Source organism: Leuconostoc suionicum, from assembly GCF_001891125.1.
Lineage (GTDB): Bacteria > Bacillota > Bacilli > Lactobacillales > Lactobacillaceae > Leuconostoc > Leuconostoc suionicum.
The window spans coordinates 269,514-286,101 of record NZ_CP015247.1; the positions used below are offsets into that span (position 1 = coordinate 269,514).

At 37.0% G+C, this 16,588-nt stretch carries 13 protein-coding genes; 11 read left to right on the forward strand and 2 right to left on the reverse strand.

Annotated elements, in window-relative coordinates; genetic code table 11:
• Positions 1-79: 79 nt before the first annotated feature.
• Both A6B45_RS10545 and A6B45_RS10440 read right to left on the reverse strand, forming a co-directional pair.
• Positions 80-238, reverse strand: a complete 159-nt coding sequence (locus A6B45_RS10545) for a hypothetical protein (protein WP_227005812.1) — start codon at positions 236-238, stop codon at positions 80-82.
• Between the two features lie 299 nt (positions 239-537).
• On the reverse strand, positions 538-690 hold the full coding sequence (locus A6B45_RS10440; protein WP_167361461.1) for a hypothetical protein: 153 nt from the start codon (positions 688-690) through the stop codon (positions 538-540).
• Positions 691-1,449: 759 nt separating this feature from the next.
• Between A6B45_RS10440 and A6B45_RS01590 the strand changes: the two genes are divergently transcribed.
• The 11 genes from A6B45_RS01590 to A6B45_RS01640 all read left to right on the forward strand — a co-directional run bounded on the left by A6B45_RS01590 (position 1,450) and on the right by A6B45_RS01640 (position 16,554).
• A complete protein-coding gene (locus tag A6B45_RS01590; RefSeq protein ID WP_072613041.1) occupies positions 1,450-4,134 on the forward strand; it encodes a valine--tRNA ligase in 2,685 nt (894 codons plus the stop codon).
• A 180-nt stretch (positions 4,135-4,314) separates the two neighbouring features.
• Positions 4,315-5,283, forward strand: coding sequence for a beta-ketoacyl-ACP synthase III (locus A6B45_RS01595; protein WP_072613042.1), 969 nt, complete (start codon positions 4,315-4,317; stop codon positions 5,281-5,283).
• 317 nt (positions 5,284-5,600) lie between these two features.
• Complete coding sequence (locus A6B45_RS01600; RefSeq protein WP_072613043.1) at positions 5,601-6,911, forward strand: LysM peptidoglycan-binding domain-containing protein; 1,311 nt, start codon at positions 5,601-5,603, stop codon at positions 6,909-6,911.
• A gap of 1 nt (position 6,912) precedes the next feature.
• Positions 6,913-7,266, forward strand: coding sequence for an NlpC/P60 family protein (locus A6B45_RS01605; protein ID WP_072613044.1), 354 nt, complete (start codon positions 6,913-6,915; stop codon positions 7,264-7,266).
• A gap of 192 nt (positions 7,267-7,458) precedes the next feature.
• A complete protein-coding gene (locus A6B45_RS01610; protein ID WP_072613045.1) occupies positions 7,459-8,592 on the forward strand; it encodes a LysM peptidoglycan-binding domain-containing protein in 1,134 nt (377 codons plus the stop codon).
• 76 nt (positions 8,593-8,668) lie between these two features.
• A complete protein-coding gene (locus A6B45_RS01615) occupies positions 8,669-9,922 on the forward strand; it encodes an aminoacyltransferase (RefSeq protein WP_072613046.1) in 1,254 nt (417 codons plus the stop codon).
• An 80-nt stretch (positions 9,923-10,002) separates the two neighbouring features.
• Entirely contained in the window at positions 10,003-12,045 is a 2,043-nt protein-coding gene (locus A6B45_RS01620; protein WP_072613047.1) for a peptidoglycan D,D-transpeptidase FtsI family protein, read from the forward strand.
• A 122-nt stretch (positions 12,046-12,167) separates the two neighbouring features.
• Positions 12,168-12,434 carry an autorepressor SdpR family transcription factor gene (locus tag A6B45_RS01625; protein WP_072613048.1) on the forward strand — a complete coding sequence of 89 codons (267 nt, stop codon included), beginning with the start codon at positions 12,168-12,170 and terminating at the stop codon, positions 12,432-12,434.
• Positions 12,424-13,059, forward strand: coding sequence for a DUF1648 domain-containing protein (locus A6B45_RS01630; RefSeq protein ID WP_072613049.1), 636 nt, complete (start codon positions 12,424-12,426; stop codon positions 13,057-13,059). Before A6B45_RS01625 ends, A6B45_RS01630 begins: the two co-directional genes overlap by 11 nt.
• Positions 13,060-13,264: 205 nt before the next feature.
• Positions 13,265-15,253 carry an ABC transporter ATP-binding protein/permease gene (locus A6B45_RS01635; RefSeq protein ID WP_072613050.1) on the forward strand — a complete coding sequence of 663 codons (1,989 nt, stop codon included), beginning with the start codon at positions 13,265-13,267 and terminating at the stop codon, positions 15,251-15,253.
• 140 nt (positions 15,254-15,393) lie between these two features.
• Entirely contained in the window at positions 15,394-16,554 is a 1,161-nt protein-coding gene (locus A6B45_RS01640; protein WP_072613051.1) for an LCP family glycopolymer transferase, read from the forward strand.
• Positions 16,555-16,588 lie beyond the last annotated feature (34 nt).

Below are 16,588 nucleotides of genomic sequence, written 5' to 3' on the forward strand. Positions count from 1 at the left end.
AATGACGATTTTTTTGTCCAAAGTAATGGATACACCTTGGTCAAAGATACCGCTAGATTCTACTGTAACTTCATTTTCGCTAACTTTTAACACTATAAATGAAATTATCAGAACTATCTTCAATGGCTATATTGCCTTGGTCATTATCCATAATGATTGTGTTTTCAGGTGTGATTAGTTGCCAACCATAGGCAACTATTTGCGCTTTTAATTTTTGTGTATTTTTGTCATATTTCATCCCCAATAATGCTTTTAACGTGGTTCTGCACGTAATATGTGCGCACCTTTTGAGTGCGTTTTTATTTCTATGAAATAGCTAGATAGATGGTTGCCAGTGCAATTAGGGGACTACTATATTAATAGTGGTCATACTAATGCAAATGTTAAGTTATAGTATGGCTACTAGGTCTAAAGATATAAGTACTGTTTTCTTAGTTATTTTCATATTCCCTCTTCTAAGGAATAAACAACTCACGCATCAATATAAGGGCCGTCATGTTGGCTTATTTTTGAGTAAGCAGTGACGTGTCGCGTTTTTTATTCATAGAAAAAATATGTCAAAATGCTAATGAAACTGGTCACTAACATCACTATTCCTGCTATTTTATATTTTTTATTGTTCTTATCTTTAGCAATGCCGAAAAAGCATAACCCACTACTAGCTAAAGTAAAAGCCGTTAATAAATCCATGAAGTTCCCCCAAGTCATATATTCTTCAAAATGATAATTTTAAGACACATGGGAATGTCTAAAATATGGCATCAACATTTTATTGTGAACTATCATAACGGAATAAGAGAATACAGATGTTTTATACTGTACTTCGATAATTTCATGCCCATCTGCCTCTAAACCAGCTAAAACAGTATTTATTTTTTCGTAAGTCTTTTACTTAATCAGTTGCTCTCGATAATTTTTGTTTTCATACAATATGAATTGAAATTGAAATAATCTACTTTGGCATATCTATTTTGTTCATTTCGTGTTGTTTTTTTAATTTTTATTCTTCTGGTTCCGTAATGTTTTGTATTAAACGTTTATCAAAATATTTAAAAAAGACTTCATATTTTGAAATAATTTATTGATATAAACCATCATACCAGACAAAGAAGACCGTTTAAAGCAAATATATGCTGAATATAGTCTCTCATGAAAAAATGAAATGTGACTGTACAGATGATTAACATTTTCTTGACTAACAACTTATTTTACGGTAACATTAAAACAATCTTAGAGGATTAAGCAAGCGCACGTTCAGAGAGTTGATGTTTAGTGGAAATCAATCGTGTTAATGCCCAAGGTTGCTGAGAACTATAATTATATTAAATAAAATAAGCGGTCGTCTTAGACGACAAATTAGGTGGTACCACGGTAAAAAATCGTCCTAATCTCTGTAATTTGAGATTAGAACGATTTTTTCGTGCTATGACCTAAAAGAAAGGAATAAATATGCGTGATATTGATATGTCAACAAAGTATGATCCAACTTCTGTTGAAGCTGGTCGTTATGACAACTGGCAAAGCAAAAAGTTATTTGCACCAGAATCAAACAAAGAAATTCAAGGTAATGAACCAGAACCTTATTCTATTGTCATCCCACCTCCTAACGTTACAGGAAAACTTCATTTAGGGCATGCATGGGATACGACATTACAAGACATGATCATTCGCCAAAAGAGAATGCAAGGATTTGATACCCTATGGTTACCTGGAATGGATCACGCTGGTATTGCAACGCAGGCAAAAGTTGAACAAAGATTACGTGGTGAAGGTGTTTCACGTTACGATTTGGGTCGTGAAAAATTTGTTGAACAAGTATGGGACTGGAAAAACGAGTATGCTACTACTATCAAGCAACAATGGGGTAAGATGGGGTTGTCACTTGACTTTGACCGCGAACGCTTTACGCTTGATGAAGGTCTGAATAAGGCTGTTAACAAGGTATTTATTGATCTATACAATAAAGGATTAATTTACCGTGGGGAGTATATCATTAACTGGGACCCACAGGCAAGAACTGCTTTATCTGACATTGAAGTTATTTACCAAGATGATGAGGGCGCATTCTATCATGTTAAGTATCCATTTACAGATGGAACAACATTCGATGGAAAAGACTACATTGAAATTGCAACAACTCGTCCAGAGACAATGTTTGGGGATGTTGCTGTGGCGGTTCATCCTAGCGATGAACGTTACAAAGACTTAATTGGTAAAAAGGTTTTGGTGCCATTAGTTGGTCGTGAAATTCCAATTATAGCGGACGAATATGTAGAGAAAGATTTTGGTACTGGTATGGTGAAAATCACACCAGCCCATGATCCAAATGACTTCCAAGTAGGTAATCGCCACGATTTGGAGCGCATCAACACGATGACTGAAGATGGGCACTTGAATGAGTTTGCTGGTAAATACAATGGTATGGATCGTTTCGAGGCTCGTAAAGCAATTGCCGCTGACCTTGAGGCTGACGATTACATGCTAAAAGTGGACCCACTTGTTCATTCTGTTGGTCATTCCGAACGTACGGGTGTACAAGTTGAATCACGTCTATCAACCCAATGGTTTGTTAAAATGGAGCCATTGGCTGAACAAATTTTAGCCATGCAAAAAAATGACGACGAAAAGGTTGAATTCGTACCAGCACGTTTTGAAGATACATTTTCACGCTGGATGGAAAACATTCGCGACTGGGTTATTTCACGGCAATTATGGTGGGGCCATCAAATTCCTGCTTGGTACAAAAACAAAGGAACAGATCAAGAAGAATTATATGTTGGCACTGAAGCACCAGCAGGGGATGGTTGGGAACGTGATCCGGACGTTTTGGATACATGGTTCTCATCTGCCTTATGGCCATTTTCAACAATGGGCTGGCCAGAAAATCTAGACGGTGACTTCGCCCGTTATTATCCAACAAATACATTAGTAACTGGCTATGATATCATTTTCTTCTGGGTTGCACGGATGATGTTCCAGGGGAAAGAATTTACTGGACAGCGACCTTTTAAAAATGTCTTGATTCATGGATTAATTCGTGATGGTGAAGGGCGTAAAATGTCGAAATCATTGGGTAATGGTGTTGACCCGATGGATGTTATTGAAAAATATGGTGCTGATGCATTACGCTGGTTCTTGGTAACAGGATCAACTCCAGGACAAGATTTACGATTTACTTACGAAAAGATGGATTCGGCTTGGAACTTCATTAACAAAATTTGGAATGCGTCACGTTATGTTATTATGAATCTGGATGAAGATACACCATCTACGTTACCAGATATGAGTCAATTAACATTGGCTGATCAATGGATTTTGTCACGCTTGAATACAGTGGTTACGAATGTAACACGTAATTTTGACAAATTTGAGTTTGGTGAAGCAGGACGTGAGTTGTACAACTTCATTTGGTCTGACTTTGCCGATTGGTATATCGAAATGACCAAAGAAACTTTGAATGGGGATCAAGATAAGGCACCAGTTCAGCAGACATTGGCCTACGTGTTGGATCAGACATTACGTCTATTACAACCAATCATGCCATTTGTTACTGAAGCCATTTGGCAAGAGATGCCAGCTCAAAATGGCAATGAAGCCGATTTTGCTATTGTAAAATATCCGGTCGTGCATGAAGAGTTAAACAATCCTGACGCAGAACAAGCATTCAAATCGTTGCAGGATTTGATTGTAGCTGTTCGTAATATCCGAGCAGAAGCAAATGCACCAATGTCTACACCGATTGACTTAATGATTCAAACCACGGATGATAGTTTGAAGCATATTTTTGAGGCGAATGCTGACTATATTAATCGTTTTGCTCATCCTAAAACGTTAACAATCAGTGATGATGTGCAAGCTCCTGATTTGGCGATGTCACAAGTAATTTCAGGTGCTGAAATTTATGTTCCACTGGCTGAACTAATTGACATTGATGAAGAAATAACACGCTTACAAACTGAAGTGAAAAAATTTGCTGGGGAAGTAAAACGAGCTGAAGGGAAACTAGGAAATGAAAAGTTCGTTTCTGGGGCCCCTGAGGCGGTTGTTGCTGCGGAAAAAGAAAAATTGGCTGATTGGCAAGCCAAACTTAACGCAACAGAAGAAAGATTACAGACATTAAAAGCAAATCAATAGAGATTATAAAATCACTCTTAACAGGGTGATTTTATTTATCATTTGACAAGGTAATGAGCCATAGTTTTGTATGGTAAAAAAGTCAAGTAGTGGACTTTTTTCTTAAATTCGATACAATAGTTAGAGTATAAAATAGCGTGTAATATATGACAGTATGCAATTTTTTTAAGGAGAGTTACAATGTCCGGAAGTAAAATACTCGCAAGTGCACATTATGTACCTAGAGACATCGTGACTAATAATGATTTAGCAAAAATCATAGATACCAGTGACGAGTGGATTCAGGCTCATACTGGTATCAAAACGCGACATATATCATTGCAAGGTGAAAATACGAGTGATTTGGCGACACGTGCCGCGGAGTCAGTATTGAGCCAAACTGATATTAAACCAGAAGATATTGATTTAATTATTGTGACAACATTTACCCCAGATGGATTGGCACCGTCAACGGCAGCATTAGTACAGCGTAATTTACATGCTGAAAATGCTTGGGCCTATGATATTGTAACAGCTTGCTCAGGGTTTGTTTTTGGGTTAAGCACAGCTGATAAGTTTATTAAATCTGGTCAATATAAAAATGCATTAGTCATTTCTGCGGAAGTCAACTCCAAAATGATGGACTTCAAGGATCGCACCAGTACTGTCTTTTTTGGAGACGGTGCAGGAGCAGTTTTGATGACAGCTGATGATGCAGGTATTGTGAAAGCTGAAAAGATGCATACAATTGGGAATGCTGATGTGGTACATTCAGGACGAATAGCACCATTGACAAGTCTATCTGTGGATAACTATCCCAAAATAGATGCTTTTTCACAACAAGGACGTAATGTATTTGATGAAGTAACAACTATTGTTCCAAATCATATCCGCAATTTTTTGAGCGAACATAATTTATCGACTAGTGATATTGATTACTTTATACCCCATCAAGCAAATTTACGTTTGATCGAGCATATTGCAAATGATCTCGGCGAATCAATGACAAAGTTTTCAACAAACGTTGTTACGAATGGTAACACATCATCTGCTGGGATCGCTATTGGACTAGATGAATTAAATAAGTCTGTTAGTTTAAAAGGAAAACGTGTGTTGCTAACTGGATTCGGTGCTGGCTTTACCTATGGCAGCATGCTTTTGCAATTTTAAAGAAAACCTTAAGGGGTTTAATTGAATTTAATAATATTGAAATGGTGAAAAATGCAAAATAAAGCGTACTTTTTCACCATTTTTATGTGGAATGAGTTCATTTTTAAATAATTAAAAGGCCTTAAAGTACCTATATATCAACGTTTATTTAGGTATGACATATTACAGTAATATTGTCACAATATTGATATAGTCGCACAATACACACGTTACAACAAACGGATATACTAATTAATGTTATTAAGATTTGCTTAACAGTAAATCTAAAATTTAATTATTACAGGTTAATACAATTCATTCAGGAGTTACATAAGAATATGGGTAAATTTTTTAAGAAGACTTTATTGACTACTGCAGCTGGTGCTGCGGCCTTTGTTGGTGGACATGCAGCAGCTTCTGCTGATACAGTAGAAGTGCAATCAGGCGACACTTTGTCAAAAATTGCAGCAGCAAATAATACTACTGTTGATGCATTAGCTAAGGCTAATGGAATTAGCAACAAAGACTTGATTTTAGCAGGTTCATCACTAGAAATTAATGCAACACAAGAAGTTTCTGGTTTATCAGAAGACGGTACATCATATACAGTGCAATCAGGCGACACTTTGTCAAAGATTGCTGAAAAAACTGGTGTGGATGTTTCAGTATTGTCTTCATTAAATAGTTTGTCAAATACTGACCTTGTTTTGACTGGACAAGAATTGTCATTGAAGGCTTCAACTACTCAAGCAACCAGTTCAGCTGCTACAACTGTGACAGCAGCTTCTGCGCAATCTTCATCTGTTGACACAAGTAATTTGAAATACATTGCAGCAGCTGATACAGACAACAATAACTTTATGACGGTTGATGAATATAATACATATGTTGCAAATGGTGGCTCAACATCATCAGCGGCGTCAGAATCATCAGCTTCATCAGCAAGCGCATCATCAGCTACAGAAAATATTACATATGTTGCTGCGGCTGACACTAATAACGATGGCTACATGACAATGGCTGAGTATAATGCATACAAAGCTAATGGTGGTTCAACATCATCAGCAGCGCAAACCACTACGTCAACGGCTTCGTCTTCAGCAAGCACATCAAGTGCTTCATCATCAACTAGTGACAACATCACTTATGTTGCTGCGGCTGACACTAATAACGATGGCTACATGACAATGGCTGAGTACAATGCGTACAAAGCTAATGGTGGTTCAACGACTAGCGCATCGTCAGCTTCTTCGTCAACACAAACGACAACTACTAATACTACTGCCACTGCCACAACAACTAACGTTTCAACTGGTAGCACAACGGCAGATGCAACAATTAACGCATGGAATGCAAAGCGTGCAGAATTAGGATTATCACCTGTTACAATTTCTGCATCATTGACTGCACAAGCTCAAAGTCGCGCACAAGCAATTGGAACATCATCAAACTGGTTTAGTACACACATGTCTTCCGGTACTGCTGAAGTTGTTGCAAATGGATTTGGTGCTGGATCATCTGTTATTAATGCTTGGTACTATGAAACAGGCATGGTGAACGGTGGGCACACAGCATTTATTGTTAACCCTAACTTCACACAAGCAGGTGTCGGCTATTACAACGGTTGGATTGTTATTAACGCACAATAATATGCAAAATGATTATTTAAAATTAGCATTAGATAACTTAGGAAAAACATTCAACGACTACAATAGTGGTCGTTTTGTTGCTCAACAGCTTATGAGAGCGCAAGTACCATTACCCGAAGGATCACATTGGGATTCTTCACCAGCGCACCTCATTAAACAAATGCATCATTTATTGGGTGTTTTACAAGCGACACCAGGAGATTTGCTATTTTGGGGCACACAGAATGCACCATATGAAGTGGGTATTTATGTCGGTGGGAACCACTTTATTGCTGTAAATAACGGGGATCATGTGGCAAAAATTCAAACGTTATCAAGAAACTGGTATCCATGTATTGCTGGTTCTGTACTTTGACACACAATTGTCATTTAGATGTTTATTTTGTTACAAAAGAAACCTCTTTGATATATTGACAACAAAGTGCAAAGTATAGAAAATATCCATGACATAGCGGATTGCTATACTAGGAATTGTCGAGAAGACGGAAAAGAATTTAAATTAAAATATATTACTGAATATGAGTCCCTATATAGGAGTTTGACTATTATGAAAAAATCTACTATTGCTAAATCTGTCGTTACAGCTGCCGGTGCTTTTGCCGTTGCTGGTGCTGCTCAAGTTTCTGCTAACACTGTATCAGTTAAATCTGGTGACACACTTTACAAGATTGCAGCAGCAAACGGTACAACTGTTGACGCTTTGGTTAAAGCTAATAACATTTCAAATGCTAATTTGATTTTTGTTGGACAACAGCTACAAACAACATCTTCATCATCAACTACACAAAGTTCAACATCAGAGAGCTCAACTACAACAACAACGTCATCATCTACTGGTTCATACACTGTTAAGTCAGGTGATACATTAAACAAGATCGCAGCAGCGAATGGTACAACGGTAGCTAACTTAGTAGCTGCTAATAACATTTCAAATGCTAACTTGATTACTGTTGGTCAAACATTGAAGTTATCAGCTTCATCAACTTCAAGCTCAACAACAACACAATCATCAACTACGACAACTCAAACAACATCAAATGACACAGCAACTGACTCAAATGGTTCATACACTGTTAAGTCAGGTGATACATTAAACAAGATTGCGGCAGCGAATGGTACAACGGTAGCTAACTTAGTAGCCGCGAATAACATTTCAAATGCCAATGTGATTACTGTTGGTCAAACTTTAAAGTTGTCAGCATCATCTGCTTCAACTTCAAGTTCATCAACTGCAACAACATCACAGTCTTCAACAACACAATCATCAAGTTCTACACAATCATCATCAACGTCTGATAATACTGCTTCAACAGCAACTACAAGTAATACAAACAACAGTTCTTCAACTGCAACAACAGCTGATGCTACTATTAATGCTTGGAATGCAAAGCGTGCTACTCTTGGTTTGTCACCAATTAAAATTTCAGCTTCATTGACAGCACAAGCTCAAAGCCGTGCACAAGCTCTTGCAACATCATCTAACTGGTTTGGTTTGCATGAATCATCATCAACTCCTGAAGTTGTTGCGAATGGTTTTGCTGCAGGTGCAACTGTTATTAATGCTTGGTACTATGAAACAGGTATGGTTAACGGTGGTCACACTGAATTTATTGTTAACTCTAGCTTCACCGAAGCTGGTGTAGGTTATTATGACGGATGGATCGTCATTGACGCACATTAATAACACCAAAAAGTGGATAGTTGCTATCCACTTTTTTTGTGTTCTCATGTATAGTAGAGTGCAGAGGTATAAAAAAATGTTGTACAAATTTACTGAATTAACAAAAGAAGAATATACAGAATTTGAAAAGCAGAGTTCTGTGGGTACCTTTTTACAATCAGGTGAACAAGCTGAATTATTACAAAAACGAGGCTATAAAATATGGTTGTTAGGGGTCAAAGCTGACGACAAGGTAGTGGCTGCAGCATTGGTCATGCGTGAAAAAGTACATATGGGATATATCTTTTCAATTGATCGTGGACCATTATTGGATTTTGAAAATCATGAATTATTGGCTTTTTTCATGTCCAACTTCGTAAAGTTTTCACGCGAGAACAAAGGGCTTTACATTGAAGTAAGACCGAATGTGACTTTGAAAATGACGAATAACCATGGCGAGCTTTTAGGTGAAGAGAATACGGTATTTATCGAAGAGATGAAAAAGCTTGGGTTTACCCATTTGCCATTTGTAGATGGTTTCACTACAGCTGGTTCTCCAGAATGGGAGTACATCAAAGACTTATCAGAATTAACCGATGAGAAATCTGTTCGTGCCTCGTATAATAAAAAGGCTCAGTATTATTTGAAAAAGAATGCTCAGTTCGGTATTCGTTTACGTCAATTAACACGAGATGACTTGCCAGACTTTAAGGAATTAACACAAAAAACTGCCGATAGGTTACATTATAAAGATAAAAACTTGAATTTTTATCAAACAGTGTACGATGTGTATGGCGATGACGCAACATTTGTCTTTGCTGAACTAAATTTTGACAATTATATTAAGGAAGAGAATGAAAAAATCTCTGAATTAGATGCCAAACTTGCCAAGATTAACCAGAAAATCGAAAAATATCCGGCGAATGATAAATTTAAGCGTCAGTATGCTGAATTTGATGATCAAAAAAATCAACATAGCAAGCGCATACTAAAAGCGAAACAACAGAAGGAAGCAGCTGGTAAATCAACAGTCGTCGTCGCCGGAGCGTTATTTATACAGCAACCTCAAGAAATGAATTATCTGTATTCAGGCACTTATGAAGAGTATATGGACTATTATGGCCCTTATCAAATACAAGACGTTATGATTAACAAGGCAGTTCAGGCAGGGCTCAAGCGTTATAATTTCTACGGCATTGCTGGAAAGTTTGATGGTAGTGATGGTGTCTTAGGATTCAAAACGACTTTTGAGGGACAAGCACGTCAATTAGTAGGAAACTTCATGATGCCTGTTAATCCGTTTAAATACCGAGTATATCGGTTACTCAAGAAAATGATGGGCCGTGCTTAAAATGAGCTTTTTTAGCGAGTAAAACCCTTTTTGTGGTATGGTATATAAGGTAATTATTAAATTGGCGGTACACAATACTTATGAAACATAATCCATATCTAGAAGAGCGAGATAATAAAAATGACGCACGTGCTAACTTACCAACACGTCTGCGAATTTTGTTGTTTATTTCGTTTATACTCATGGTTGCCCTAGTTGTACAATTAGGGTTTTTAACGATTAAACAAGGAGCCAATTATTTGGCTGAGGTCAACCGAAGTGAAGAGACCGTTGAAAAAGGAAATACACCACGAGGTTTGGTTTACGACTCGACCGGACGTGTTCTGGCTGGAAACAAGGCGCAAACCGCGATTACATTTACGCGCGGTACCAATATTACTTCTAGCACAATGCGGAGTACTGCCATTAAACTTGGAAAATATTTGACAGTTGATACAACCCGCCTAAGTGATCGCTCTAAAGCCGACTTTTATTTGGCTAATGCAACTAATGCGGCTAAGGTGCAAAAGCGTGTTGTTAAAGAACACAAAAGTGGCAGTAGCCTGACGACATCAGAAATTAATAGCTTGTCGGTGAGTTATGTAGAAAAGCATAATTTACTTTCAAAAGTTAGTGATAATGATGCAATGATATTTCAGCGGATGAGTGGTGCTTATTCATTGTCAACGACTTTCATTAAAGAAGACGATGTGACAGAAACAGAATTAGCGGAGATTGGTGAGCGTTTAAGCCAATTCCCTGGTATTAAGATAGGTACAAGCTGGGCAAGACAATATCCTGAAGGAAACGATTTTAAGGCTTTGATTGGTACAGTAACTAGTGAAGACAACGGCTTACCTGATGATAGGTTACACACGCTTTTAGCACAGGGATATTCACAAAACGAATCAGTTGGTAGTTCTAATTTGGAATCTAGCTATGAATCCTTATTGAAGGGATCAGCATCACAGACTGTAGTTACAACTGCTTCTGATGGTACGGTAAAATCATCTTCTGTAAAATATAAAGGTCAGTCTGGAGATAGTCTTAAATTAACCATTAATGCTGATTATCAAAAAGAAGTTCAAAAAATATTAGAAGATAATTTGCCCACGGGCGACGTTCAAGGGGCTTATGCCACAGTCATGAATCCTTATACTGGTGGTATTTATGCTATGGCTGGTGTCGATAGAGATTATTCAACTGGTACTAAAACAGCTGATCCACTTGGAAATATTAATCATGCGATTGTTATGGGATCTGTTGTTAAGCCGGCAGTTCTCGCTACAGCATTCCAAAAAGGTGTTATTACACCTACAAGTTCTACATTATTAGATCAGGCTATTAAAATTGCTGGTACACCAACAATTACTTCTTACTGGAACAAGTCAGGAAATCCAGTTGCAGTTGACGCAGAAACAGCTTTGGAACGTTCTTCAAACACATATTTTGTTCAGTTAGGTATGAAAATCGGTGGACAAACTTATAGCTCCGGTTCAGCATTAGCATTGAACTCAGATGCTTTCCAGACATTGCGTAATGGATTGGGACAATTTGGGTTAGGTACCAAAACAGGTATTGATATCAGTGGTGAAACTGCTGGTTACCGTGGTGAAACGACAGGTTCGAATATAGGTAAATATTTATATGAATCATTTGGTCAGTATGATACTTATACTACACTGCAACTTGCACGATATGTTTCTACTATCGCTAACGGGGGATATTTGATTCAGCCTCATCTAGTAAGTTCGATATTACAAAGTTCTTCGAATAGTAGTAAGAAACGAACTGTATGGACAGCAACACCAAATATACAAGGGCAAGTACAGTTAGATTCTGATGAATGGAAAGTCATTCATGAGGGAATGAAGCGTGTTGCAAACGGATCTGATACATATAACACTGGTGGTACAGATATTCATAATCTTGAACCACATGTATATGCTAAGACAGGAACTGCTGAAACAACGACTAATGGGCACACTACTTATACCGAGTCCATTGTTGCTTACGTACCGGGACAACCGATGGTCATGGCTATGGCTATCCCAGGTATGAATAATTATTTAGATGGTACCAATGGTAAAATTGCGGCAAAAATAATTAATGCTTATTGGAAGTATGTTCAAAGTAAACCATAACTTTATAAAAAAGACAGTAATCATGATTACTGTCTTTTTTATTCTTACCTATTTTGCTATATTTCTAAATAGATGTTATAATCTATTTAGAAATATAGCGAAATAGGTAAAGGAAAGAAAGAATGAGTTTACAAAATACACTGAAAGCGATTTCGAATCCTGTCAGGCGCGATATTCTTACACTACTGAAAGAAGGGCCTCAGTCAGCGGGAAACATTGCGGATCATTTTGAATTGAGTAAAGCAACAATATCATCACATTTAGCCCAATTAAAACAAGCTGATTTGATAAGAGAAGATAAATATAAAAATTTTATTTATTATGAATTAAATTTATCTGTGTTTGAAGAAGCTACATTATGGTTGAAAGGATTTACTAATGAAAAATAAAAAAAGCTTTTTACCACTAATTATTACCTTGTTACCCATTTTTTACGGGCTAATATTGTGGACGAAGTTGCCAGTTGAGCTTCCAATCCATTTTAATATTAACGGAGAAGTGGATAGATATGCTAATAAAGTATGGATTATCATTATTTGGCCAATAATAGCAACGCTCTTGCACCTGTTTCTAATTATTTATCGTACGAAAATAGTTGCTCGTAGTCAAAATAATAAAATGCATACAATTATTAGTTGGTCTATTCCATTAGGCACCAACATCTTATTATCTTATATATTTGCTTATGGATTAGGTAGTCACATCAATATAACTAGTATATTGTTGCCGACTATTGGTATTTTATTTATAGCATTAGGCAACTACATGCCCAAAACACAGCGAAATCGGTTTGTCGGGATACGAATACCAACCGCTCTGAATAATGATGTAAATTGGTTTAAGACGCAACGTATTGGTGGTCTGATGTTTGTTGTTGGCGGGTTTATGATGATTGGTGGTGGTTTTTTGGGAATGATTTCTGAATTTTGGACTATAGCATCAATGATTGTGGCCTTAGTATTAATTACTGTCATACCGATTATTTATTTGATTAGATCAAGCCATAAAGCTTAACTTGAGTCGGCATAATAGTGTTTTTCACACTTGTTTAAACAGAAGAAGTAAATAAGAAACTAAAATATTTAACGGAAAAGATTGAAAAAGAACATGACTATTGTATACTAGATTACAACTAGTCAAAAGTAGTGTACTAATTTAACTATTTTTAAAAGGGTTGCATATTAAACGACATAGTAAATTCAAAAGAGGGAGAAAAAGTATGTCATTTTTAGAATTAAAAGATATTCATAAATCCTATTTTTTAGGAAAAGATGAATTTCCAGTTTTGAAGGGGATCAACTTATCATTTGATAAAGGTGAATTTGTTTCCATTTTAGGTGAATCAGGTGGTGGAAAATCCACTCTAATGAATATCATTGGCGGTCTTGACAGGAATTTTTCAGGTGATGTGCTTGTTAATGGAAATCGTTTGGACCATAAGCAAGAAAAGAAGTTAGATGTATATCGTCGTGAAACAATTGGCTATATCTTCCAAAGCTTCAATTTGATTAATTATCAAACAAACTTGGAAAACGTTGAGACTAGTTTAAATATGACTACTTTGTCAGCGGCACAGCGGAAGCAACGTGCAACTGAATTATTGGATAAAGTTGGCCTAAGTGAGCATATTCATAAATATCCTTCACAACTTTCAGGTGGTCAAAAGCAACGTGTGGCCATTGCTCGAGCGTTGGCAGCTGATCCAGATGTTATGATTGCCGACGAACCAACAGGTGCCTTAGATTCTGTTAACACTGCTGAAGTACTTGAATTACTTGAACAAATTGCCCAAGAAGGTAAGTTAGTTATTGTCGTGACACATTCACAAGCCGTGGCTGAGTATGGCACACGTATTTTACACATGGCAGACGGCAAAATTGATGAAGAGAAGAATTTAAAAGATAAATTTGAGGCGCCAGCAACGACTGACCGCTTAACTTCAAAGCCTTTATCAGCCTCGTCTGTCTGGGATATGGCATTTGATCATTTGAAGTATAAAAAACTACAGAATTTTTTGATCATACTTGGCTCTGCAATTGGCGTTTTCTCGGTAATTCTATTTCTTGGTTTAGGCAATGGGATTAAAGGATATATTAATGATCAAGTTAGCTCATTAGCTAATCCAAACTATCCAACAGTGGTTAGAAATACTTTAAGCGATAAAGATGCAACGAGCACGGAACGCGTACAGGCCACAGCACAGGCTGCCGCTACGGACTATTCATCTACTGTTTTTTCTGACAGTGTAATTAAAAAAATTGGTAATGTTAAAAACGTTTCTAAAACTTATCAAGGATATCAATTTGGCGGTGCTGTCTTTAAATATGGCAATACACAGTCTCAATCGGGAACTCAAGTTCAAACGTGGTCCCCTGTATACGCTAATAAGATAATTAAAGCAGGACATAAGCCATCTGGAGACAATGAAATTGTCATTGATAAAACATTTGCACAAAAAGCGAATAAAAATTGGAAATCTTTGATTGGTAAGAATATTTCATACACTTATGTTGCCTATAACAAAAATAACCAAGCGGTGCCTGTAACGTCAACGATGAAAATTGTTGGAATAACAGATGGCGGTCAAGCTGGTACTGTTTATGCGACAACATTCTCGGGTATGAAAAAAGACTTAGCTAATGTTAGTGCCGTAACAGAGGCTAATTATTTGACTTTGAAAATTAATGAAACAAATAATGTAAAGTCAGCAGTTAGTGCGGTAAATAAAATTAAAGATAATGGTCAACAAGCGGCTGTAGCGGTCTCAGTGGGTAGTGTATTGGACACAATAAATACAATTACTAGTCTGGCTTCTTATGTTTTGGCAGCCATTGCTGGAATTTCGCTAGTAGTGTCAGCAATTATGATCATTGTGACAACTTATATGTCTGTTTCAGAACGTACTAAGGAGATTGGTGTCTTACGTGCATTAGGTGCTCGTGCTAAAGATATCCGTGGATTGTTTACAAACGAGGCATTATTGATGGGAATCATATCTGCAGTGTTTGGTATTGCAACAGCTTATATTGCACAGTTTGTAATGAATTCGGCCTTATATGGATTGATTAAATTTAATATTGTACAGGTTTCACTAGGCAATGTTATTTTTGCGGTAATTATTTCACTCATCATTGCTTTGGTAGCATCATTTGTTCCTTCACGTCGTGCAGCTAATTTGAATACGATTGATGCTTTAGCGGCCGACTAGTTACTGAAAAAATCCACAGGTTCACCGTGGATTTTTTTATGAATCCAACAGATAAAATTTATCTTAAACATTTGAATTCGCACCCTCATAGGTTTTAATGGTATAATGTAAAATCAGGATATTTCTTGGGGTACAAAACAATGGATAATAACATGAGCCGAATGACTCGTCAAAATCAAGCACCGATGCCAAATCATAAGCAACCACGAAAGCCAAAAAAGCGCCACAAGAAGTGGCGTTGGATTGTCTCAATAATCGTTCTTTTAATGATAGTTGGTGGTATTGTGGCATCAATGGTATTGAGCAATATCAAAAAATCAGTTGACACGATGCATCGTAGTGCAAATATAACAAAAGCTCGCGATGTCAATCAAGTCTTAAAAGATGGAAAACCCTTTTCAATCTTAATATTAGGAACGGACACTGGTGCGCTGGCACGTGATCGTACAGGACTTACGGATTCAATGATGTTAATTACTGTTAATCCACAAGCCAAAACGACCACTATGGTTTCAATTCCTCGTGATATTATGGTTTCAATTATTGGTAGAGAAGATACTTTCCCACAAAAGTTAAATGCAGCATTTCCAATTGCAGGCGTTGGCGCTACCATGTCTACCCTACAAAATTATTTGAATGTGCCAATTGATTTCTATGCCTTGGTCAATATGGGCGGACTTGAAAAAGTTATTGATCAAGTGGGCGGTGTGAAAGTTACTTCACCATTAACTTTTACTTATCAACCTGAAAATGATAAAAAAGCGGTTTACAAATTCTATAAAAATCAAGAAAAATATGAATATGCCGCTGATGGTAAGAACTTTAAGACTTACACCACTATGGATGGCTATGCTGCTTTGTCCTTTTCACGGATGCGTTATGATGATCCGGAAGGCGATTATGGACGCCAAAAGCGCCAACGGTTAGTATTAAAAGCCTTATTGAAAAAGTCAGCGAGCGCTAAGACATTATTGAATGCTAAGTTTATGAAGTCAATTTCAAAAAATGCTGAAACAGATTTAACTTATAATAATATGACAAAAATTGCTTTGTCATATATGGCAGCTACTAAAAACCAAAAGTCAGATCATTTACAAGGCGTTGGTGACATGTATAATGGTGTGAGTTACCAAATGGTGAAAGCATCAGAAAAGCAACGTGTCACAAATCTATTACGTAAATCACTAAACTTGGGTAGTAAAACAACAGGCACACAGTTTGGTAGTTCGGTACCCGCACTATCTTATGGCGTTGCTGAATATAACTTAAATGTTATTGGTGAGACATTAGACGCGCAATAAAAAATACTTCCCTCATACTTGTTTGAGGGAAGTA